17 protein-coding genes and 1 pseudogene are annotated in these 20,270 nt (G+C 71.7%); 8 read left to right on the top strand and 10 right to left on the bottom strand.

Annotated elements, in window-relative coordinates; genetic code table 11:
• Window positions 1-75: 75 nt before the first annotated feature.
• Together ACLQ2T_RS01095 and ACLQ2T_RS01100 are read right to left on the bottom strand one after the other, a co-directional pair.
• Complete coding sequence (locus ACLQ2T_RS01095; RefSeq protein WP_425764100.1) at window positions 76-1,701, bottom strand: ABC transporter permease; 1,626 nt, start codon at window positions 1,699-1,701, stop codon at window positions 76-78.
• On the bottom strand, window positions 1,698-2,606 hold the full coding sequence (locus tag ACLQ2T_RS01100) for an ATP-binding cassette domain-containing protein (protein WP_425764101.1): 909 nt from the start codon (window positions 2,604-2,606) through the stop codon (window positions 1,698-1,700). Before ACLQ2T_RS01100 ends, ACLQ2T_RS01095 begins: the two co-directional genes overlap by 4 nt.
• A 104-nt stretch (window positions 2,607-2,710) precedes the next feature.
• Here ACLQ2T_RS01100 and ACLQ2T_RS01105 point away from each other — a divergent pair, with 104 nt between their 5' ends.
• Window positions 2,711-3,496: a TetR family transcriptional regulator gene (locus ACLQ2T_RS01105; protein ID WP_425764102.1), complete on the top strand. Its 786-nt coding sequence runs from the start codon at window positions 2,711-2,713 to the stop codon at window positions 3,494-3,496.
• 23 nt (window positions 3,497-3,519) lie between these two features.
• Here ACLQ2T_RS01105 and ACLQ2T_RS01110 read toward each other — a convergent pair whose 3' ends face one another.
• Together ACLQ2T_RS01110 and glpK are read right to left on the bottom strand one after the other, a co-directional pair.
• A complete protein-coding gene (locus ACLQ2T_RS01110) occupies window positions 3,520-4,851 on the bottom strand; it encodes a carbohydrate-binding domain-containing protein (protein WP_425764103.1) in 1,332 nt (443 codons plus the stop codon).
• A 115-nt stretch (window positions 4,852-4,966) separates the two neighbouring features.
• Window positions 4,967-6,484 carry a glycerol kinase GlpK gene (gene glpK / locus ACLQ2T_RS01115; protein ID WP_425764104.1) on the bottom strand — a complete coding sequence of 506 codons (1,518 nt, stop codon included), beginning with the start codon at window positions 6,482-6,484 and terminating at the stop codon, window positions 4,967-4,969.
• A 197-nt stretch (window positions 6,485-6,681) separates the two neighbouring features.
• Here glpK and ACLQ2T_RS01120 point away from each other — a divergent pair, with 197 nt between their 5' ends.
• The gene (locus tag ACLQ2T_RS01120) at window positions 6,682-7,236 is read left to right on the top strand and encodes an ATP-binding protein (RefSeq protein WP_425764105.1); all 555 of its coding nucleotides are present in this window, start codon (window positions 6,682-6,684) and stop codon (window positions 7,234-7,236) included.
• 23 nt (window positions 7,237-7,259) lie between these two features.
• Here the strand turns inward: ACLQ2T_RS01120 and ACLQ2T_RS01125 are convergent, their stop codons facing one another.
• Window positions 7,260-7,574: a TraR/DksA family transcriptional regulator gene (locus ACLQ2T_RS01125; RefSeq protein ID WP_425764106.1), complete on the bottom strand. Its 315-nt coding sequence runs from the start codon at window positions 7,572-7,574 to the stop codon at window positions 7,260-7,262.
• Window positions 7,575-7,984: 410 nt separating this feature from the next.
• Here ACLQ2T_RS01125 and ACLQ2T_RS01130 point away from each other — a divergent pair, with 410 nt between their 5' ends.
• The 5 genes and pseudogenes from ACLQ2T_RS01130 (at window position 7,985) to smpB (ending at window position 12,703) form a co-directional block, all read left to right on the top strand.
• Entirely contained in the window at window positions 7,985-8,374 is a 390-nt protein-coding gene (locus tag ACLQ2T_RS01130; protein ID WP_425764107.1) for an SCP2 sterol-binding domain-containing protein, read from the top strand.
• Window positions 8,374-10,419 (top strand): glycogen debranching N-terminal domain-containing protein, encoded by a 2,046-nt coding sequence (locus ACLQ2T_RS01135; protein WP_425764108.1) that lies wholly within the window; start codon window positions 8,374-8,376, stop codon window positions 10,417-10,419. The genes ACLQ2T_RS01130 and ACLQ2T_RS01135 overlap by 1 nt, the downstream gene beginning before the upstream one ends.
• 96 nt (window positions 10,420-10,515) lie before the next feature.
• Window positions 10,516-11,028 (top strand): NUDIX domain-containing protein, encoded by a 513-nt coding sequence (locus ACLQ2T_RS01140; RefSeq protein ID WP_425764109.1) that lies wholly within the window; start codon window positions 10,516-10,518, stop codon window positions 11,026-11,028.
• Window positions 11,029-11,169: 141 nt separating this feature from the next.
• Window positions 11,170-12,052, top strand: a pseudogene (locus ACLQ2T_RS01145) (ABC transporter permease subunit).
• Window positions 12,053-12,211: 159 nt separating this feature from the next.
• The gene (smpB, locus tag ACLQ2T_RS01150) at window positions 12,212-12,703 is read left to right on the top strand and encodes an SsrA-binding protein SmpB (protein WP_425764110.1); all 492 of its coding nucleotides are present in this window, start codon (window positions 12,212-12,214) and stop codon (window positions 12,701-12,703) included.
• Here the strand turns inward: smpB and ACLQ2T_RS01155 are convergent.
• The 5 genes from ACLQ2T_RS01155 to ACLQ2T_RS01175 form a co-directional block, all read right to left on the bottom strand.
• Window positions 12,689-13,759, bottom strand: coding sequence for a hypothetical protein (locus tag ACLQ2T_RS01155; protein WP_425764111.1), 1,071 nt, complete (start codon window positions 13,757-13,759; stop codon window positions 12,689-12,691). The genes smpB and ACLQ2T_RS01155 overlap by 15 nt on opposite strands.
• The gene (locus tag ACLQ2T_RS01160; RefSeq protein WP_425764112.1) at window positions 13,663-14,796 is read right to left on the bottom strand and encodes a transporter substrate-binding domain-containing protein; all 1,134 of its coding nucleotides are present in this window, start codon (window positions 14,794-14,796) and stop codon (window positions 13,663-13,665) included. The genes ACLQ2T_RS01155 and ACLQ2T_RS01160 overlap by 97 nt, the downstream gene beginning before the upstream one ends.
• 236 nt (window positions 14,797-15,032) lie before the next feature.
• Window positions 15,033-15,443 (bottom strand): type II toxin-antitoxin system Phd/YefM family antitoxin, encoded by a 411-nt coding sequence (locus ACLQ2T_RS01165; protein WP_425764113.1) that lies wholly within the window; start codon window positions 15,441-15,443, stop codon window positions 15,033-15,035.
• A gap of 154 nt (window positions 15,444-15,597) precedes the next feature.
• Window positions 15,598-16,482 carry an MHYT domain-containing protein gene (locus ACLQ2T_RS01170; RefSeq protein ID WP_425764114.1) on the bottom strand — a complete coding sequence of 295 codons (885 nt, stop codon included), beginning with the start codon at window positions 16,480-16,482 and terminating at the stop codon, window positions 15,598-15,600.
• A gap of 150 nt (window positions 16,483-16,632) precedes the next feature.
• The gene (locus tag ACLQ2T_RS01175) at window positions 16,633-19,410 is read right to left on the bottom strand and encodes a DEAD/DEAH box helicase (RefSeq protein WP_425764115.1); all 2,778 of its coding nucleotides are present in this window, start codon (window positions 19,408-19,410) and stop codon (window positions 16,633-16,635) included.
• A gap of 87 nt (window positions 19,411-19,497) precedes the next feature.
• Here ACLQ2T_RS01175 and ACLQ2T_RS01180 point away from each other — a divergent pair, with 87 nt between their 5' ends.
• Window positions 19,498-20,268, top strand: a complete 771-nt coding sequence (locus ACLQ2T_RS01180; RefSeq protein ID WP_425764116.1) for an HAD family hydrolase — start codon at window positions 19,498-19,500, stop codon at window positions 20,266-20,268.
• The last annotated feature ends 2 nt before the right edge of the window (window positions 20,269-20,270 follow it).

The following is a 20,270-nucleotide window of genomic DNA, read 5'->3' on the forward strand; positions in this document are numbered from 1 at the left end:
ACCTGTCCGAGTCTAATGAGCTTCACCGCACGGGTTTGCCGACGCGCGGTCGGCGACCGGATCGAGTGGGACCGTTCAGCGCGGGGTGTCCCGGTGGCGGAAGGCGGCCAGTCCGACGGCCAGCAGCACCACCGCCACGGCGGTGAGGGCGAGCAGCGGCAGGGCTGTCGGGTCGGCGGCGGGCACGGAGGGCACGTGCGTGTAGGGCGACAGGTTGAGGGCGGCCTGCGGCAGGTCGAGCACCGAACCGAGCTGGCCGAGCAGCAGGAAGGCGATCAGCGCCGCCCAGCTCAGCGCGACCGACAGGCGAGGCAGCGCGCCGAACAGCGCGGTCACCACCCCGGCGACCACCAGCAGGGCGGGCAGCCGCAGCAGCGCCGCCCCGGCCAACTCGACCGCCCAGCCGACCGGATCACCGGCGGCCACGCCGTACCCGAGGCCGGTGGTGAGCCCGGCCAGCAGCACCAGCACCGCCGCGCCGAGGACCGCGCCGAGGACCTGGGTGCCGAGCCACCGGGTGCGGCTGACCGCCGTGGCGAGCAGGGCCTCCAGGATGCCGGCGGACTCGTCGGTGCGGGTGCGTAGCAGGGCCTGCACCACGTACGCGCCGATGGTCAGCGCGAAGATCCCGAGCATCGCGGCCAGGTAGGCGTCGACCAGTTCGGCACCGCCGCCGAGCTGGGCGATCACCTCGGCCGCCTGCGGGTTCTCCGCGATCATGGTGTCGACCTCGTGCCCGGCCACCCCCATGGCCAGCCCCAGCACCGCCACCGCGACCGCCCAGCCGACCAACACTCCACGGTGTAGCCGCCAGGTCAACCCGGCCGGACTGAGCAGCCCGGCGGCGGCCCGGGCGGGTCCCCGCCGCGCGGCCACCAGACCGGCGCCGAGGTCCCGGCGCTCGGCCAGCAGGTAGGCCAGGGCAGTCCCGGCGAGGAGTAGGGCGGCCGGTAGGGCGAGCACCCACCAACGTTCCGCCCCGAAGGCCCGGATCTGGGTGCCCCAGCCCAGCGGCGACAGCCAGACCGGCCAGGCGCTGTCCAGGCGGGTGGCCCCGGGGGCCCGCTCGCCGAGGACGTCACCGGCGGCGCGCAGCAGGAAGGCGACCCCGACCGTGGCGGCGGCGAGGGCGTTGGCACCCCGGGAGGTGACCGTGAGCTGGGCGGTGACGGCGGCCACAGCGGTGAAGGCGGCGCCCACCCCGCCGACCACCGCAGCGGCGGCCACCGATCCGGCGACCGGCAGTCCGGTGGCCGCCAGCGCCAGGGCCAGCAGCCCGGCGGCCAGCACGTTGGCCCCCACCACCACGACCAGGGCGGCGGTGAGCAGGGCGTACCGGCCGACCGGGGCGGCGCCGAGCAGTTCCGCCCGCCCGGTCTCCTCGTTCTGTCGGGTGTGCCGGATCACGGCGAAGGTGCTGAGCAGGGCGGCGAGCAGGGCCAGGGTCAGGTACGACTCGGCTACCACCACGGCGCCCAGGTCGGTGCCGGCGATCGGGCCGTTGAAGGCCCGGGCGACCACGCTGGTGATCGCGGTCTCGGCGTAGCCGAGGCGGGTCTGCTGATCGGGGTAGAGCCCGGCGACGCTCTCGGCCAGGGCGTACCCGATCAGGGGGGTGCCGAGCACCCAGATGCCCAGCCGGACCCGGTCGCGGCGGACGGCTAGCCGGGCCAGCCGACCGGTGCCGGTCAGGGTGCTCATCGGGCACCGCCGTCGGAGGTGGTGACGGTGTCGCCGTAGTGCCGCAGGAACAGTTCCTCCAGGGTGGGCGGGGTGCTGGTCAGGGCCCGAACCTGGAAGCGGACCAGGTGAGCCAGCAGGGTGTCGAGGTGTGCGGGTTCGACCTCCAGCCGGACCCGGCCGTCGACCGTGCGGACCTCGTGCACCCCGGGCAGTTCCGTCACCCCGGTCAGCGGGCGTACCGTCTCGACGGTGACCGTGGTGCGGGCCAGATGGCGCAGTTCGGTGAGGGTGCCGGACTCCACGATCCGCCCCTCCCGGATGATGCTGACCCGGTCGCAGAGCGCCTCGACCTCGGCCAGGATGTGACTGGAGAGCAGGACGCTGGCACCGGCCCGGGTCAGCTGGCGGACCTCCTCCTGGAACACCGCCTCCATCAACGGGTCCAGCCCGGAGGTGGGTTCGTCCAGGACGTACAGCTCCACGTCGGAGGCAAAGGCGGCGACGATGGCGACCTTCTGCCGGTTGCCCTTGGAGTAGGTGCGGCACTTCTTCGTGGGGTCCAGTTCGAAGCGGCGCAGCAGGTCGTCACGGCGACGTTCGTCGAGTCCCCCGCGCAGGGCGCCGAACAGGTCGATGGCCTCTCCGCCGGAGAGGTTGGGCCAGAGGTTGACATCCCCGGGCACGTACGCCAGCCGCCGGTGCAGGGCCACCGCGTCGCGCCAGGGGTCACCGCCGAGGATCCGTACCTGCCCGGAGTCGCGGCGCAGCAGGCCGAGCAGGATCCGGATGGTGGTGGACTTGCCGGAGCCGTTGGGACCGAGGAAGCCGTGCACCTCCCCCGGTTCCACCCGCAGGTCCAGCCCGTCGAGCGCGCGTACCCTGCCGAAGGTCTTGACCAGGTTGTCGATGGCGATCACGGACATGGGGGGCCTCCCGCCGTACCGGTGCGACGCACTGTACTGACCGATGGTAAGCCTTCGAGGCGAGTCTGTCCGACCGCTGGTCAGTGGCGGCTACCCTCGACGGCATGACCTGGGCGCAGACCGACGGCACCCGCGAGAGGATCCTGCGCGCCGCGTTCGAGCTGTTCACCGCGCACGGCTACCAGCGCACCTCGCTGCGCCAGATCGCCGAGCGACTCGGGCTGACCAAGGCCGCGATCCTCTATCACTTCCCCAGCAAGGGACACCTGCTCGCCGCCCTGGCCGAACCGATGGTCGGGGACCTGGAGAAGCTTGTGGACACCGCCGGGTCACTGCCGGCCGGGCAGGCCCGGTGGACCCTGCTGGAGGGCTGGGTGGACACCATGCTCAAGCATCGTGGGCCGCTCGGCATGCTCCTGCACGACCTCGCGCTCGTCGATCGGGGCAGCACCTACCACCGGCTGGTCGGCATCGCGATGCGGGCCAACCAGATCCTCGCCGGCCCGGATCCGAGCCGACGCGACCGGGTCCGGGCGGTGCAGGCGATCGCGATGTGCAGCGACCCGGTGGTGTTCCTGATGGAGGTGCCGGAGCCGGTGCTGCGCGCGGACATGCTCGACGGGGTGCGCCGCCTGCTGGCCGACCCGCCGACCACCGAGGACACCGACACCGACACCGACACCGACTCGGCGGTCGGCGGGGGGCGGGTCGGGCGACGGCGGCCGGGCAGACCCCGGTCGATGGGCCCGGAGCAGGTGCTGACGGCCCGGCGGATGTACGCCGCCGGCACCCATTCCATCGACGAGATCGCCGCCGCCTGCGGGGTGTCCCGGGCGACCCTCTACCGGCATCTCAATTCGCCGGACAATAACGAGACAGTATCGGGATAGTTTTGCGACACAGGTCGCCGGGCTCAGCGCACCAGGCCCAGACCGGTGTACCTGCGGTCGTGCGCCGGGAAGTTCTCGTTGGTGTGCGGGGCGTGGATCCAGGTCCGTAGGGTGTCCGCCGCCGTGTCGATCTCGACCAGCCGGACCGGGTTGGTCGACCTGGAGTGGAAGGTCTGAAGGAACGAGTAGACCCGGTTGCCGTTCACGCCGGTGTCCACCCGGGACGCCGCCGTGCCGGTGTGCCCGGAGAAGACGAACCGGATGTTGGCGTAGCGCCGCACCAGGTTGTCGAAGAGGTACTGCGGGCTCGTGGAACCGGACCCGGCCCCCTGCCCGATGGTCGCGTCGCTCTCCAGGTAGTGGTGGGTCACCACGATGACGTTGTGCTGCGGATGGGCGGCCACCACACCCTGCGCCCAGGTGACCGCGGCCCGCCGGGGCCACGGCTCCAGGATCAGCACCAGCCAGCGCACTCCCCCGGCCTGGTAGGTGGCGTACATGTTGTCGACCTTGCCCGCCTCGAACCGGCCCTGCACCTGACCGAAGCGATCGGCGGTGAAGTACCGGTTGAACACCGCGGTGTCGCGCAGCAGGGTCCCGGCCGGGCTGCGCGGCTTGCCGTCCGGGCCGAAGATCTGGCCGTCGTGGTTGCCGATGGCCAGGGTGTACGGCACCCCGGCCTGCTCCAGGGGACGCAGTGCCGCGCTCGCCCGCTCGTACTGGATGTGATCCGGGGTGTCGTAGTTGACCACGTCCCCGGAGTGGGTGACGAATCGCAGGTCGAGGGCCTGGCGCTGGGCCAGCAGCCAGTTCACCCGTTGCGCGAACCGGGTGTCCGCGGCGCTCAGCACCTCCTCCTGGGTGTCCGGGATGACCGCGAAGCTGAAGGTGGTGTCGGTCGGCGGCGCCGCGTCGACCCGGGCGTACGCCACATGGGCGTTGCGGTCACACGCCCCGGTGTAGCGGTCGTTGATCAGCTCGATCCGGACGCTGTGCCGCCCCTCGGGCAACGGGACACCGGCCTGGTAGGCGCCGTAGTCCGTCGCGCTGGTCACGGTCACGTCCCCGATCGGAGTGCCGCCCACGCTCACCCGGATCGTCGGCCACCCCTCGCAGTAGTCGCCGATGGCGCCCACCACCAGCGGCCCGGGGCCCTGCACGGTGGTCGTCGCGGAGCTGGTGTTGCGCCACAGGGTGGCATGGGTGCCCGAGGCCGGCCTGGGAGTCCCGGTGGCCGGTTGGATGGTGGCGTTGACCACGGTGAACTGCGTGGACGCGGAGGCGGTGGCCGACCCCGTCAACACCCCGGCCGACAGTACGACCACGATCGCCATGATCGCGCGCGCGACCCGCATGGCTGCCCCTCTCCACGCCGGTCTTCGATGCCCGACACCGGAATGCTAAGCCACATCGGCGGACATCGCCGGTCGACAAACCGTCACCCGGTGCGCCACCGCACCGGCCCCGGCCTCAGTCCACCTGCACCCAGTCGAGGGTGCGCCCGACCGCCTTCTGCCAGCCCGCGTACCCGGCCGCCCGCTGCTGCTCCGACCAGGAGGGATGCCACCGTCGACTCTCGTTCCAGTTCTCCCGCAGTTCGTCGGTGTTCTTCCAGAAGCCCACGGCCAGACCTGCGGCGTACGCGGCACCCAGAGCGGTGGTCTCGGCGACCACCGGCCGACTGACCGGCACCCCGAGGATGTCCGCCTGCAACTGCATGCACAGGTCGTTGACGGTCACCCCACCGTCGACCTTCAGACACTCCACGGCCACCCCGGAGTCCTGCGCCATGGCCTCGGCCACGTCCCGGCTCTGGTAGCAGATCGCCTCCAGGGTGGCCCGGGCGATGTGGGCGTCGGTGTTGTAGCGGGACAGCCCGACGATGGCGCCCCGGGCGTCGGCGCGCCAGTACGGGGCGAACAGGCCGGAGAAGGCCGGTACGAAGTAGACCCCGCCGTTGTCGTCGACCTGACGGGCCAGGTCCTCGCTCTGCGCGGCGGTCCGGATGATCTTCAGCTGGTCGCGCAGCCACTGCACGGCGGAACCGGTGACGGCGATGCTGCCCTCCAGCGCGTACACCGGGGGTTCACCGGCGAACCGGTAGCAGACCGTGGTGAGCAGTCCGGCCTCCGAGCGGACGATCTCCGTGCCGGTGTTGAGCAGCATGAAGTTGCCCGTACCGTAGGTGTTCTTGGCCTCCCCCGGCGCGAAGCAGACCTGCCCGACGGTGGCGGCCTGCTGATCGCCCAGGTCCCCGGCGATCCGGACCGACCCGGCGAAGGGGCCCTGCGGCAGGGTCGTGCCGTATGCCTGCGGGTCCGAGGAGGCGACGATCCGGGGCAGCATCGCGCGGGGAATGTCGAAGAACGACAGCAGCTCGTCGTCCCAGTCCAGGGTCTCCAGATCCATCAGCATGGTGCGGCTGGCGTTGGTGGGATCGGTGAGGTGGGCACCGCCCTCCGTGCCGCCGGTGAGGTGCCACAGCAGCCAGGTGTCCGTGGTGCCGAAGATCGCGTCTCCGCGTTCGGCGTCGGCCCGCACCCCGTCGACGTTCTCCAGGATCCACTGGATCTTGCCGCCGGCGAAGTAGGTGGCCGGAGGCAGCCCGGCCCGGCGGCGGATGATCTCGCCACGGCCGTCGCGGTCCAGGGCCGCGGCGATGCGGTCGGTGCGGGTGTCCTGCCAGACGATCGCGTTGTAGTACGGCCGACCGGTGCGCCGGTTCCACACCACGGTGGTCTCCCGCTGATTCGTCACACCGAGCGCGGCCAGGTCGGAGGCGGCCAGGCTGTGAGTGTTCAGGGCGGTACGGATCACCGTCTGGGTCCGTTCCCAGATCTCCAGCGGATTGTGCTCCACCCAGCCGGCCTGCGGCAGAATCTGCTGGTGTTCCAGTTGATGGCGACCCACCTCGTTGCCCGCGTGATCGAAGATCATGAAACGGGTGCTGGTAGTGCCCTGGTCGACGGCACCGACGAAGTCAGCCATGTCCTGGTCTCCTTGTCCTCCTCGTCGCACCCCGGCCACCTCAGGGCGCGGCCCGGCCGCGCCGCCCCGACTCCGGGACGGGCGTGGCGCGGATTGAAGCAGAGCAAAGCACGACGCGAGCACGGCGGCCACCATGGCGCCGGAACTTGCCCTCGGGCAAGGAGTGCGGATCTCGACGGACAACGTAATCTGCCAGCATGAGCAACCTCGACCGGCCGGACGCCAGCGGCCCGGACGGCGCATCATCCGGCGATGACGAGGTCGACTCCCTGCTGTCGCTGTCCTTCACCGGACAGACGGTGACCGCGCTGCGGCACCTGCTGGCCGCACAGGTCGCCGCCGCCGGTCTGCACGGCGATGCGGCCGAGGATCTCGTCCTGGCGGTGCACGAACTGGTCACCAACGCCGTACTGCACGGCGGTGGTCAGGGCCGACTGGAACTGCTCCGGTACGCCGACCGGCTGGTCTGCGTGGTGGTCGACCACGGGCCCGGCGGCGCCGATCTGACGGTGCACCGACCGGACACCGACACCCCGGGCGGCCGAGGGCTCTGGTTGGCTCATCAGCTGACCGGGGCACTGACCCTCACCCACCGGCCCGACGGCATGACCGCCACCGTCACCGCCCGGCTGAAGGTGGCATCGCCCCCTACCGGGGAAACCGCCTCGGCTCCCCCCGCCGACGGGACCGGGTCGGCTGCCGCCGACGGGGAGACCGCCGCGCCCGGCGAGGGCGGGCTGCCGCACCGGTAGGTCGGTGCGGCAGCCCGCGCCGGTCAGCGGTTCTGCTTCTGCTGGCAGGGCACGCAGAAGCGGGCCTGCGGCAGGATCTCCAGCCGCTCACGCGGGATGGCCGTGCCGCACTTCTCGCAGTCGCCGTAGCTCCCGCTGCTCAGCCGCCGCAGCGCGTCCGTGATCTGGGCGAGGCTCTGCCGGGTGGCCGCGATCAAGGCGGCGTTGGTGTGCGCCTCGCCCGGGTCGCCGGTATCGGCCGTCAACTGGGTCAGCCGTGCGGTCTGCGTCTCGAACTCGTGCGTCAGGGTGGTCCTGAGGTCGGTCAGCCAATTCTGGTCGTGGGTGTCGGTGCTCATGCCGTGACTCCTTCTCCGGAAAAAGAAAAGGGGCGGAAGCCTGTGGCTTCGCCCTTGGTCGTCCTGTGGGTGTGGACGACTTCCGGAGGGCTCCGGCCTGCGGGGCTCGGCTGGCCGTGACCAGCCTGCGCGGGAACCTGGGCCACCGCCTTCGCCGCAGCCGAAACCGGCGGCGCCGTGACGACGGCGACGCGGTTGGGTAGGGCGACGGGGTACATCGAACCACCATAGACGCATCCGCAGCGCAAACCAACGGCAATATTCCGGGGCCGGTCGCCGGAGCCGACGGCTCGGCAGAGAGGACTCCGGAGGGGGATCAAAGCCGCTAAAGTGACAAAAGTGCGACTGGCTGCCCGTGATCGACCTCTACCGGTGCTGTCGATCGCCGCCGGATCCTTGGAGTTGGTGCGATGTCGGAAGCGGTGCAGGCGTTCTTCGACGACCTCACCCGCAGCGGGGGTCGGATGCTCCGGCGGGTCTCCGGCCGGATCCGCTTCGATCTGGTCAACCCGCGCGGGGTGGACCACTGGCTGCTCAACATCGACCGGGGTCGGATCACGGTGTCCCAGGGTGGCCCGGCAGAGGCCGAAACCGTGATCAACACCGACGAGACCCTGTTCCTTCGAATGGCGTACGGCGAGGTCAAGCCGCTGCCGGCCTGGTTGCGCAACGACTTCACCGCGGACGGCGAGTTCCGTTTCGTGATCATGCTGGAACGCCTCTTCGCCCCACCCAGGGGAGCCCGCCATCCCCGGGCCGTGGCCACCCGAGCGGCCTCGGCGGACGATCGGAAACCGTGATGAGGCGGATGACGCGCATCCTCGACGGCAACATCTTCGCCCTCAGCGAGGACAACGGGGACATCACCTCCGATCCGCCCAGCCCTAGCGGATTCTTCGCCTACGACACCCGGTTCCTGTCCATCTGGCGGCTGAGCATCAACGGAGAGCAGCTGCACCCCCTGGCGGTGCACGAGCCGAGTTACAACGAGATCCGTTTCTTCCTGGTCCCCGGCAACCCGACCCACTACGTCGACGCCAAGGTCTCCGTCATCCGTGACCGGTGGATCTCCGAGAGGAGATTCACCGAACGCCTGACCGTGCTCAACCACACCGGCGAGCCGACCGACTACGTCATCCGCATCGACATCGACAGCGACTTCGCGTCGACCTGGCAGGTGAACCTGCCACAGGCGTCGCAGTTGCGCGGCTACCGCGAGGTGTCGGAGGACCGCCTGCGGCTCGGCTACCGTCGAGAGCGGTTCCATCGCGCCACCGAGGTCTCGACCAGCGAACCCGTCGAGGTCGACCGCCACGGGATGACCTTCCGCATCCGAGTCGACCGGCAGGGGCGGTGGAGCACCACCCTGCGCGTACAGAGCATGATTCTGCGCCCGGACGGCGCGGACGTACGGGACCGGCTGGGGCACGCGGACCGCCAGGCCGGCACCCGGTCGCGGCCTGACCTGAGGCAGTGGCTGACCGAGGCACCCCGACTCGACTGTGACTGGCAGCCGCTGGCCACCACCTACCGACGCGGCCTGAGTGACCTGGCCGGCCTGCGGTTCTCCCCACTGACGATGCCGGACGAGACGATGCTCGCCGCCGGGCTGCCCTGGTTGGCCACCATCACCGGCCGCGACTCCATCCTCACCTGCTTCCAGATCCTGCCCTTCGTGTCCGGCACGGCCGCCACCACCCTTTGCCTGCTCGCCCTGCCACAGGGCACGGTGCTCGACGACTTCCGGGACGAGGAGCCCGGCAAGATAATCAGCGAGTTCCGGCAGGGGGAGATGGTGGCCTTCGAGGAGCGACCCCAGTCGCCGTACTTCGGTGGTGCGGACGTCACCCCGCTGTTCGTCGTCCTGCTCGACGAGTACGAACGGTGGACCGGCGACGGCGACCTGGTCCGCGACCTGGAGGATACCGCCCGCGCGGCCCTGGACTGGATCGACGAGTACGGCGACCTCCGCGGCGACGGCTACCTGTGGTACCAGCGGCGCAACGAGCAGTCCGGGGCGATCAACCACTGCTGGAAGAACACCCCGGAGGCGATCTGCTACGCCGACGGTCGGCTACCCGGACTCCCCCGGGCCACCTGCGAACTTCAGGGCTACGTGTACGACGCCAAGCGGCGGGGCGCCCGACTGGCCCGCGACTTCTGGGGCGATCCCGCGTACGCCGACCGCCTGGAGCGACAGGCCGAGGAGCTCAAGCAGCGGTTCAACCGGGACTTCTGGATCGAGGACGGGGAGTACTTCGCCCTGGCCCTCGGCCCGGACGGCGACCGGGTCGACGCCCTCGCCTCCAACATGGGCCATCTGCTGTGGAGCGGCATCGTGGACGAAGCCCACGCCCCGGCGGTCGCCCGGCACCTGATGGGGCCGCGGCTGTTCTCCGGCTGGGGGGTGCGGACCCTGGGCAAGGGACAGGCCAGATACAACCCCCTCGGCTACCACGTGGGCACGGTGTGGCCCTTCGACAACTCCCTGATCGCCGCCGGACTGCGGCGATACGGCTTCGCCGCCGAGGCGGGGATCATCGCCGAGTCCATCATCGAGGCCGCACAGCACTTCGGCGGGCGGATGCCGGAGTCCTTCGCCGGGTACGACCGGAAACTGACCCGGTATCCGGTGCCGTATCCGGCGGCGAACAGCCCGCAGGCCTCCGCCACCGGCGGCATCTTCCTGCTGCTGCGCACCCTGCTGGGCCTCGAACCGTACGGTGAACACCTCGTGGTCCACCCGGCGATCCCGCAGCGATTCGGTCGGATCGAACTGCTCGACATCCCCGGACGGTGGGGGCGCATCGACGCGATCGGCAGGGCCCGCCTCGCCATCTCCTGAGCGCCCTGGCGGCCGGACCCGGACCGGCGAGCGGGTTCAGGCGGCGGCCGGACCCGGGCCGGCGAGCGGGTGTGGGCGGGCGTAACGTGCATCGGCATGACCGGAGTGGCCCATTCACACTGCTCGTACTGTGGCACCGCCTATCCGACCCAGGCCGGGTGGCCCAGGCGCTGCGGGCACTGCGGCCAGACGGTGTGGCGCAACCCCCTGCCGGTCGCGGTGGCCCTGCTGCCGGTGCGTACCCCGACCGGTCTGGGAGTGGTCGCCGTCCGGCGGGCCATCGAACCGGCCCGTGGGCTGCTGGCCCTGCCCGGCGGCTTCATCGAGCACGGCGAGCAGTGGGCGGGGGCTCTGGTGCGCGAGCTGCGGGAGGAGACCGGGCTGATCGCCGACCCGGACGGGGTGCAGCTCGTCGCGGTGCACAGCGCACCGGCCGGCGGCACCCTCCTCGTCTTCGGTGAACTGCCCGCCCGCCCGATCGAGGAGCTGCCCCCCTCGGCCCCGACGGCGGAGGCCACCGAGTGGCTGGTGCTGACCGAGCCGACCGAGTTGGCCTTCTCCACCCACACCGAGGTGGTGGCCGACTTCTTCGCCCGCCACCCCGGCTGACCAGTCGGCGGTCGGTTTGCTCGCCCGCCACCGTGGCGCGCCAGTCGGCTTCGACACCGACTAGCCACGCCCCGCCGGTACCGGCGGGGTGGCGAACGGGATCCCGGTGGGCTGGGACGCGGTCACGCCCGATCCTGCCGGGTGCCGCCACAGACCGCGTTCGCCCAGCACCGACAGCACCCCCTCGCCGAACCAGTACGCCTCCAGGTGAGGATGGGGTTGCTGGCGGCGGAGAAGTTACCCGCACCCAGTACGGTGCTGGCCACCGGTTGGCGGCTGACCCGCGATGGCACCCTGCTGACCCACCTGCTCGACTCGCTCACCCGGGCCGGTGCCGGGCTGCTCATCGGCGGAGGACTCGCGGTACTGCTCGGCGCCCTCGCCGGGGTGCTGCGCATCGGCGACGACCTGGTCGATCCGCCGGTGCAGATGGCGCGCATGCTGCCGCATCTCGGGTTGGTGCCGTTGCTCATCATCTGGGTCGGCATCGGCGAGTCGCTGAAGGTCAGTCTGGTCGCCCTCGGCGCCTTCTTCCCCCTCTGCTTCAACACCTACGCCGGCATCCGGGACATCGACGAACGACTGGTCGAGGCGGCCCGCCTGAGGATTGGGGGCGCTTGCCCGGCTGCGACATGTGGTGCTGCCGGGCGCGCTGCCCGCGCTCTTCCTCGGCCTGCGGCTGGCCATCGGCGCGGCCTGGCTCAGCCTGGTGGTCGGCGAGCAGGTCAACGCCCCGGACCTGCTGCTGCTCGACGAGCCGTTCGGCGCGCTCGACGCGCTCACCCGGCTGCGTATGCAGGGCCTGCTACGCCGGTTACGCGCCGAACACGGCTTCGCCGCACTGCTGGTCACCCACGACGTGCAGGAGGCGCTCCTGCTCGCCGACCGCCTGCTCGTGCTGGAGGCCCGGGTCATCGCCGAGGAGCTGCCGGTTCCCCTCGGGCCCACCCGCTCCCCCGATGATCCGGCCTACGGCGCGCTGCGGCGCCGCCTGCTCGACCGCCTCGGCGTACCCGCCCCGTGACGACGGCGCGGCCGGGAACCGTCGACCGGTCCCCGGCCGCGCCGGTGCCGTCCCGGGTCAGCCGAGGGTGAAGCCGGCGAACTGGCCGGGCGGCCACCCGGCCGCCGGCTCTGAGCCGGGCGCGCCGACGGCGTCCGACCAGCGGCTATCCTTCGGCGGGTGAGCACCTCCCGCAGCGGCGAGCGGACGATCGTCGCCTCGAACCGCAAGGCCCGGCACGACTACACCATCCTCAAGACCTACGAGGCCGGGATCGTGCTGGCCGGCACCGAGGTCAAGTCGCTGCGCGCGGGCCGGGTCTCCCTGGTCGACGCCTTCGCTCAGGAAAACGACGGCGAGATCATGCTGTACGGCCTGCACATCGCCGAGTACGGCTACGGCAGTTGGACCAACCACGCACCCCGCCGGACCCGCAAGCTGCTGCTGCGCCGGGTGGAGATCGCCCGGATCCTGGCACAGATCCGGGAGGGTGGATCCACCCTGGTGCCCCTGTCGATGTACTTCTCCGGCGGCTGGGCCAAGGTCGAACTAGCCGTGGCCAAGGGCCGCAAGTCGTACGACAAGCGTCAGGCGCTGGCCGCCCGCGACGCCGACCGGGAGATCACCCGCGAGTTGGGCCGGCGCCTGAAGGGGCGGTCACGACCCGGCTGACGGGGACGGCACCGGCAACGGCACCAGGCCGGTGCAGCGGGGGTCCGGGGCACCCACCGGTCGGCGCGGCATGAGCCACTCCAAGGCGGTGTCCTCCACCGGCCATCCGGCCACGGCCACCCGGCTGCTCGGCACCCGACCGGCGTCCGGACAGAGCACCTGCGCCCGCACCTCGTCATTGGGCAGGAAGCGGATCTCCCCGGCACGGCTCAACACGATCGTCATCCGGTCGGTGACGGTCACCGCCTCGCCCAGCACCACCTCCTGGGTGTGTGGCTCCCCGACCTCGACCGCCACCGCCGGCAGCAACGGCACACGCAGGAATACCGTGCCGGTCAACAGCGGCAGCAGCACCCCGACCGCGTAGATCACCACCCGGGTCACGGCCGGTGCCATCCGCGCCGGCACCGGGCCGGTCAACACCAGGGCACCGGCGGGCGGCAGGGCCAGCAACAGGGCGGTGGCCAACTCCCCGTGCCCGACCGCCGACCAGATGGCCGGTGCGAGCCAGGCATAACCGGCCGCCGCGACGACGACCGGCACGATCAGGCCGGTGACCAGCAGCAGTCGCGGCCGGTCGGGGTACCGGCTGCGGGTGTGCAGGGCGACCAGCCAGACCAGCAGCATCACCAGACCCGGCAGGAACCGCAGTTGCCAGGTGAGAGCGGCCAGGGCGGCGGCCACCACCGGCACCCAACCCGGGGTACGCACGGCGATGTAGGCCAGCAGGGAGCGTTCCGGATCGAACCGGTCCGGGGCGCTGACCTGCAACAGTCGGCCGAGCACGACCGGTAGCAGCACCACCAGGGGCACCGCCCAGACCAGGGCGATGAGCAGCGCACTGAGCAACCCGAGCGGGCTGACGTACTGCACCAGCAGCAGCATCGTGGACATGTCCTGCCGGCTGAGCCGCCACAACCGCAGTACCAGCAGCAGTACCGGGAAGGCCGGCAGCAGGGTCAGCAGCCACTGTTGGGTCTGGCGCGCCCCCGGGCGGCGACGGACGCCGGGCCCGGCCGTGCTGGACTCGGGTGCCGCCAGGCGAACCTCTCCCATGGCCACTGCCGCACCTCCACCTTGTCCCCCGGGCCGGGCGGCGGCTGCCGGTCGACGGCAACCTGCTGCTCGACGCTGTACTGCTGGGCGTAGCCGAAATAGCGGTCGAAGGCGGTCCGCCACCGCTTGCCGTTGCGGCCGGTACGCGCCTGCTCCAAGGAGAGATTGACCAGGTCACGCATGGCCGGGTCGGGCCCGGTGTTGACCCCCCACAACTCGTCACCGGAGGCACCGATGTCGAAGTGACGCAACGGCTTGGGGTTCTTTATCTTGATCTTCGGGGGCGCCGCTTCGACGGCCGGCGGGGCCACGAATCCGGCCAGAATCGCCGCGTCCGTGGTGACCGCGTCGATCTCGCCGTCGTGCAGTTCCTGGATGCAGTCGCTGATCCGGTTGCGACCGTGCGCCTGGGCACCGGCTGCGGCCAGGTTCCGCTCCGCCGTCGAGGTCGCCAAGGTGCAGACCTTGCGGCCCGCCAGGTCGGCGAAGGTGGTCGGTCGCAGGTCACTGTCCGCACGGGTGACCACGGACTGCTCGGTCTGAAGGTACGGCGCGGAGAAGATCACACCCTCGCGCCGACGCTCCTCCGTGATGCTGTACGAGGCGATCACCAGATCGACCGTGACGTACCGGTGCCCGTCGCGGGCCTGTCGGCGGGCCCGGTCCTCGCTCTCGATGGGCAGGAACCGCACCCGTGACGCGTCGAAGCCCAGATCCTCGGCGATCATGTACGCGATCTCGATGTCGAAGCCGACGAAGGCGCCGTTCTCCAACAGCTGCGAGACTCCCGGCTGATCGTCCTTGACCCCGATCAGCAGCTCCTGTTTGCCGGTCAGCTCGGCTTGTTCCCGCAACTGCTCCCGGCTGGGTGGGGCGGTCGCGCTGACCACCCGCACCACCGTGACCGCGGCCACCACCAGCAGCACGATCAGCGCGCCGAGGCGCAGCCACCGGGTCCGGTTCGCGGCGGTGGGTTCGGCGGGCTCGGCGGGGCGCTGCGGCAGCGGGTCGCCGACCGGTACTTCGGATTCACTCATCGCCACCCCCGACTACCGCCATCGCGAAAGTCTATTGTGGCCGAGCGTCGCCACCCGGTCACCCGCAAGCTGCGGTCGACACGCTCGGACGGACTGCGGGTCGGCAAGGCACGGTCGGCGCGCCAGGGTCGGCAGGCAGGCGGCGGCGATCTGAGGACCGCCAGGCAGGCTCGGGCGAGCCGTGACCGGCAGGCAGACTCGGGCGGGCTGAGGACCGCCCGAGTGGGCGGGCGTTGTCAGCCGGCGAGGAGGTCTGCGTGTGCCGCGCGCAGCCGGGCCACCTCGGCGTCGCCCGGGGTGGCCCGGCGCTCCAACTCGGCCCACACCTCGGCGAGCGCCGCCCGCATGGCACGCAACTCGGCGGCGTGCCGACGACCGGCCTGCTCCCGCTGCGCTTCCAGGCGTCGGGACCAGCCTGCGGTGACCTCGGCCAGCCGACCGGCGTCGGCGCGGGCCTGGGCGGCACTGCGAGCGGCCTCGGCCGGCACGATGGCGGCGATCGGACGGGGGTCGCCGTCGCGGGTGACCACGGTGACGGTGTCGGTCAGCTCCGCCATGGCGACGAGCTGACTCAGTCGGGTGCGCGCCTCGCGCAACGGCAGCGAGCGCGGTGGGATGTTGCGCGGGGTGAGGGCGGGGACAGCCATGAATACATGGTGGGTACCGGGTATGACACTTTCCGCGACCGTCCAGCCGGGAGGGTCGGCGGGCCGGCAGCCCCTCCCTGCCGGGAATTGGGCGGGCCTCCACCGATCGTGGCTCTGACCAGCTCTTCTTCCAGGACCCCGACCGGGGCCGGGATCAGCGCGGCGGGCGGTCCCGGCGGGACGGGAAGGGGGCGCCGGGACGGGCCAGGGTCGAGCGGGCGCGCAGGCCCACCGGATCCGGCGTGTCGACGGCGACCGGCTCGGGGGTCGGGGCCGCTCGGCGGGCGTCCAGATAGGCCGCCGCCGCCCGGTCCTCCTCGGTGGGCGCCGCCAGCAGCGCGTAGACCAGTCCCACCACCCCGAAGATCACCAGCAGGACGATGGGGATCAGCAGGCTGCCCACCTCGGCGCCGGTGACCTCCCTGCGCTGCTCGTGCAGGTGCACCGACAGGGCGCTCATCCCGGTGAAGTGCATGCCGTTGACCGCGACCCCCATCACCAGGGCCGAGGCGAAGATCGCGATGCCGCGACGAACCGTCATCGCCAACCACAGCGCGGCCGTGGCGGCTACCACGGCGATCAGCACGGAGAGGGCGACCCGGGTGGGGTCGTAGCCCAGGTCCCCGTTCAGCCGCATCGCGGCCATGCCGGTGTAGTGCATCGCCGCCACCCCGGCACCGGTGAACAGGCCGCCGGCGAGCACCCGTACCGCCGACAGCCGGCCGGTGCCGACGATGGCCAACCCGATGCCGACCGCCACCACCGCGAGCAGTGCGCTGACGACGGTGATCGGCACGTCGTACCGGATCCGGGAGCCGCTGACGGCGAAGCCGAGCATCGCCATGAAGTGCATGGTCCAGATGGCGGTGCCGCCCAGCGCCCAGGCCGCCAGGGTCCCCCACCAGATCCGCTGACCGGTGCTCGACGCGGTACGGATCCGGCCCGCACAGATCAGCCCGAGGATGGAACCCAGCACCGACAGCGCGTAGCTGAGTGCGGGTGTGATCCATCCGTATTCGAAGTGATTGATTTCCGCCACGGCGGCTCCCCCAGAGCTTCACGGCACGTGGGTTACGCGCCGGTAAAATGATCAGGGAAGCTCCCAGCAGGCACAATTAGGAGCGACCATCCGGCGCAGAACGTTGTGAATCGGTGACATCACGACAGGTCAGTCCGGACTCACGGACTGTCAGGCGGGTACGTGGTAGGCGAGCACGCCCCGGTTGACCACGCCGATCGCCTGCCGGGCGGTGGCCCGCAGGTCGGTCGAGGCACCACCGGAGTCGGCGATCTGGCCAAGCAGATCCACCACCTGACGAGCCCACCGGACGAAGTCACCGGCCGGCATCTCGCCGTCGAGTTCGTGTCCGCTGCCCAGCACCTTGGCCAGCGACTCCCCCCGGGCCCAGCGGTAGATCGGCCAGGCGAACCCCAGGTCCGGTTCGCGGGTGACCGTCAGGCCCCGGGCGGCCTCGTCGGCCTCGATCTCGCTCCACAGCTTCAAGGTCGAGTCGACCGCCTCGGCGACCGGCCCGCGCGGCAGGGAGGCCCGTTCGTCGACGTCGCGGCGGGCCTCGAAGACCGCCACGGAGACCGCGGCGGCCAGCTCGGCCGGTGACAGCCCGTCCCAGACCCCCCGCCGCAGGCACTCCGCCACCAGCAGGTCCGTCTCGGTCCAGATCCGGCTCAGCATCCGCCCGGCGTCGGTCACCTCACCCTCGGCGGTGAGGTAGCCCCGGGCGGTGAGCAGGGCGACGATCCGGTCGAAGGTACGCGCCAGCGACCCGGTCCGACCGGCCACCCGCTCCCGCAGCTCCTCGGTGTCGCGCTCCAGCCGACGACGACGCTCCGCCCAGCGGGCGTGCTCCTCCCGCTCCGGGCAGGCGTGACAGGGGTGCCGCCGCAACTCGGCACGCAACTGGGTGAGCTGGTGATCCTCGCCCGACTGCCGGCCCCGGGCACCCCGACGGCTGTGCCGGTCCAGCCCGGTGCCGGTGACCTGCGCCGCCAGGTCGCGGCGGGCGGCCGGGTTGCGGGGGTTGAAGTTCTTGGGCACCCGGATGCGGGCCAGCACCTCGGCCGGGGTGGTGAAGTCGGCCGGGCTGATCCGCCCGGCCCAGCGATCCTGGGTCAGCACCAGCGGACGCGGCTCGCTGAAGCCGCCGGCGGCCGGGTCCAGCACCACGGCCAGGCCGGCGCGCCGCCCCGAGGGCACCCGGATCACGTCACCGACTCGCAGCCGCTCCAACGCGGCCACCGCCGCCGCCCGGCGCTGGTTCTGCCCCTGCCGGGCGATCGCCCGCTCCCGGTCGGCGATGGCCACCCGCAGCGCGAAGTACTCGTCGAAGTCACCGTGGTGGCACTGCGCCTCCACGCCGTACGCCTCGATGGTCTCGGTGTTGCGCTGCACCTGCCGCGCCAGGCCGACCACCGACCGGTCCGCCTGGAACTGGGCGAAGGAGGACTCCAGCAACTCCCGGGCCGGTGCCGCGCCGACACTGCCGACCAGGTTCACCGCCATGTTGTACGAGGGCCGGAAGCTGGACCGCAGCGGGTAGGTGCGGGTGGAGGCCAGCCCGGCCACGTGCCGGGGGTCGGTCTCCGGGGACCACACCACCACGGCGTGACCCTCCACATCGATGCCCCGCCGCCCGGCCCGCCCGGTGAGCTGGGTGTACTCCCCCGGGGTCAGGTCGACATGGGCCTCGCCGTTGTACTTGACCAGACGCTCCAGCACCACGCAGCGGGCCGGCATGTTGATCCCCAGGGCCAGGGTCTCGGTGGCGAAGACCGCCTTGACCAGCCCTCGGACGAACAGCTCCTCGACGACCTCCTTGAACGCCGGCAGCATCCCGGCGTGGTGGCTGGCCAGCCCGCGCTCCAGACCGTCGAGCCACTCCCAGTAGCCCAGCACCGACAGGTCCTCACTGGGGATGGCCGTCACCCGGGACTCCACCACCCGGCGGATCTCGGCCCGCTCCTCCGGCGAGGTCAGCCGCAAGCCGGCCGCCAGGCACTGCTGCACGGCCGCGGCACACCCGGCCCGACTGAAGATGAACAGGATCGCCGGCAGCAACCCCTCGCGGTCCAGCCGGTCGACGATGTCCGGCCGCGAAGGCCCCCGCCAGCGGGGCCCCCGCCGCCCGCCCCAGCCGGCGGCGCGCCCCTCGCCCAGGTCCAGGCGGCGCACGGTCTCCCGGGTGTAGCGCAGCAACTCCGGGTGCACGTCGTGTTTGCGGGCCGCCGCCGCGTCGTGGAACAGGTCGAACATCCGCTTGCCGACCAGCATGTGCTGCCACAGCGGCACCGGCCGGTGCTCGCTGACCACCACCGTGGTCTCACCCCGTACGGTGATCAGCCAGTCGGCGAACTCCTCCGCGTTGGACACCGTCGCCGACAGCGACACCAGAGTGACCGAGGCGGGCAGGTGGATGATGACCTCCTCCCACACCCCGCCCCGGAACCGGTCGGCCAGGTAGTGCACCTCGTCCATCACCACGTACGCCAGGCCCTCCAGAGTGGCCGAGCCGGCGTAGAGCATGTTGCGCAGCACCTCGGTGGTCATCACCACCACGGGGGCGTCGCCGTTGATGGCGTTGTCGCCGGTGAGCAGCCCTACCTGCTCGGCACCGTAGCGATCGACCAGGTCGTGGTACTTCTGGTTGGACAGGGCCTTGATCGGGGTGGTGTAGAAGCACTTGCGCCGGGGGCCGTCGGTCGGCGCCGGCTGCCCGGGGGTCCCCCGCAGCGCCAGGTGTACGGCGAACTCACCGACCACGGTCTTGCCGGCGCCGGTCGGCGCGCACACCAGCACCCCGCTGCCCCGCTCCAGGGCCTGACACGCCTCACGCTGGAAGTCGTCCAGGTCGAACCCGAGGTCGGAGGTGAACTCTTCCAGGGCCGGGAACTGGGAGGCCTGGGCGGCCCGGCGGCGCGCCGCGGCGTACCGCTCGGCGGGGCTCGACATGTCACCAAGATTAGTCCGTACACCTGACACCGCACCCGGCAAGGCCGACCGGCAGGCGGGTCGGAGGGGGTCGGTAGGGTGCACCACGTGCCGGATCATGCCGAACCGACCCACCCCGTACGCGATGACCAGCCGACCCCCTCCCGCCATCCGGTGGAGGCGGTACTGCTCGACTTCCACGGCACCCTCGCCCAGGTGGAGGAGCCCCGCGAGTGGGTGCTGGCCGCTGCGGCGACCTGCGGGGCGGCACTCGACCGGGTCCGGGCCACCGCGCTGGCCGACCGACTGCTCACCGCGGGTCGGGCCGGCGGGCCGCTGCCGGCCCGGGTACCACCGCACCTGGCCGAGCTGTGGGCCGACCGCGATCTGTACGAGCACGCCCACCGGGGCGCGTACACCGGGCTGGCCGCCACGGTCGACGCCGGCATCGACGGCCTGGCCGAGGCCCTCTACGAACGGGTGCTGACCCCCGAGGGCTGGGTGCCGTACCCGGACACCGCCCCCATCCTGGCCGCGCTGCGGGCCGCCGGGGTACGGGTGGCGGTGGTCAGCAACATCGGCTTCGACATCCGTCCCCATTTCGCCGCCTGGGGCCTCGCCGACCTGGTCGACGCCTTCGTCCTGTCGTACGAGGTTGGCCGCTGCAAGCCGGACCCGGCGATCTTCTGGCGGGCCTGCGGCATGCTCGGCGTGGACCCGGAGCGCACCCTCATGGTCGGCGACACCCCCGCCGACGCGGGAGCGGTAGCGGCCGGCTGCGCCGCACTGGTGCTCCCCACCGCCGAAGTCGGCCGCCCCAACGGCCTAGGCTCCATCCTCCCCTTGACCACCCACCCCACCCACCCCAGCACCGGTTGATC

This window comes from Micromonospora sp. DT229, from assembly GCF_049844505.1.
Taxonomy (GTDB): Bacteria; Actinomycetota; Actinomycetes; order Mycobacteriales; family Micromonosporaceae; genus Micromonospora.

Coding starts and splice junctions, on each gene's coding strand:
- ACLQ2T_RS01095 (WP_425764100.1), bottom strand. CDS start 1,701: ATGAGCACCCTGACCGGCACCGGTCGGCTGGCCCGGCTAGCCGTCCGC.
- ACLQ2T_RS01100 (WP_425764101.1), bottom strand. CDS start 2,606: ATGTCCGTGATCGCCATCGACAACCTGGTCAAGACCTTCGGCAGGGTA.
- ACLQ2T_RS01105 (WP_425764102.1), top strand. CDS start 2,711: ATGACCTGGGCGCAGACCGACGGCACCCGCGAGAGGATCCTGCGCGCC.
- ACLQ2T_RS01110 (WP_425764103.1), bottom strand. CDS start 4,851: ATGCGGGTCGCGCGCGCGATCATGGCGATCGTGGTCGTACTGTCGGCC.
- glpK (WP_425764104.1), bottom strand. CDS start 6,484: ATGGCTGACTTCGTCGGTGCCGTCGACCAGGGCACTACCAGCACCCGT.
- ACLQ2T_RS01120 (WP_425764105.1), top strand. CDS start 6,682: ATGAGCAACCTCGACCGGCCGGACGCCAGCGGCCCGGACGGCGCATCA.
- ACLQ2T_RS01125 (WP_425764106.1), bottom strand. CDS start 7,574: ATGAGCACCGACACCCACGACCAGAATTGGCTGACCGACCTCAGGACC.
- ACLQ2T_RS01130 (WP_425764107.1), top strand. CDS start 7,985: ATGTCGGAAGCGGTGCAGGCGTTCTTCGACGACCTCACCCGCAGCGGG.
- ACLQ2T_RS01135 (WP_425764108.1), top strand. CDS start 8,374: ATGAGGCGGATGACGCGCATCCTCGACGGCAACATCTTCGCCCTCAGC.
- ACLQ2T_RS01140 (WP_425764109.1), top strand. CDS start 10,516: ATGACCGGAGTGGCCCATTCACACTGCTCGTACTGTGGCACCGCCTAT.
- ACLQ2T_RS01155 (WP_425764111.1), bottom strand. CDS start 13,759: ATGGGAGAGGTTCGCCTGGCGGCACCCGAGTCCAGCACGGCCGGGCCC.
- ACLQ2T_RS01160 (WP_425764112.1), bottom strand. CDS start 14,796: ATGAGTGAATCCGAAGTACCGGTCGGCGACCCGCTGCCGCAGCGCCCC.
- ACLQ2T_RS01165 (WP_425764113.1), bottom strand. CDS start 15,443: ATGGCTGTCCCCGCCCTCACCCCGCGCAACATCCCACCGCGCTCGCTG.
- ACLQ2T_RS01175 (WP_425764115.1), bottom strand. CDS start 19,410: ATGTCGAGCCCCGCCGAGCGGTACGCCGCGGCGCGCCGCCGGGCCGCC.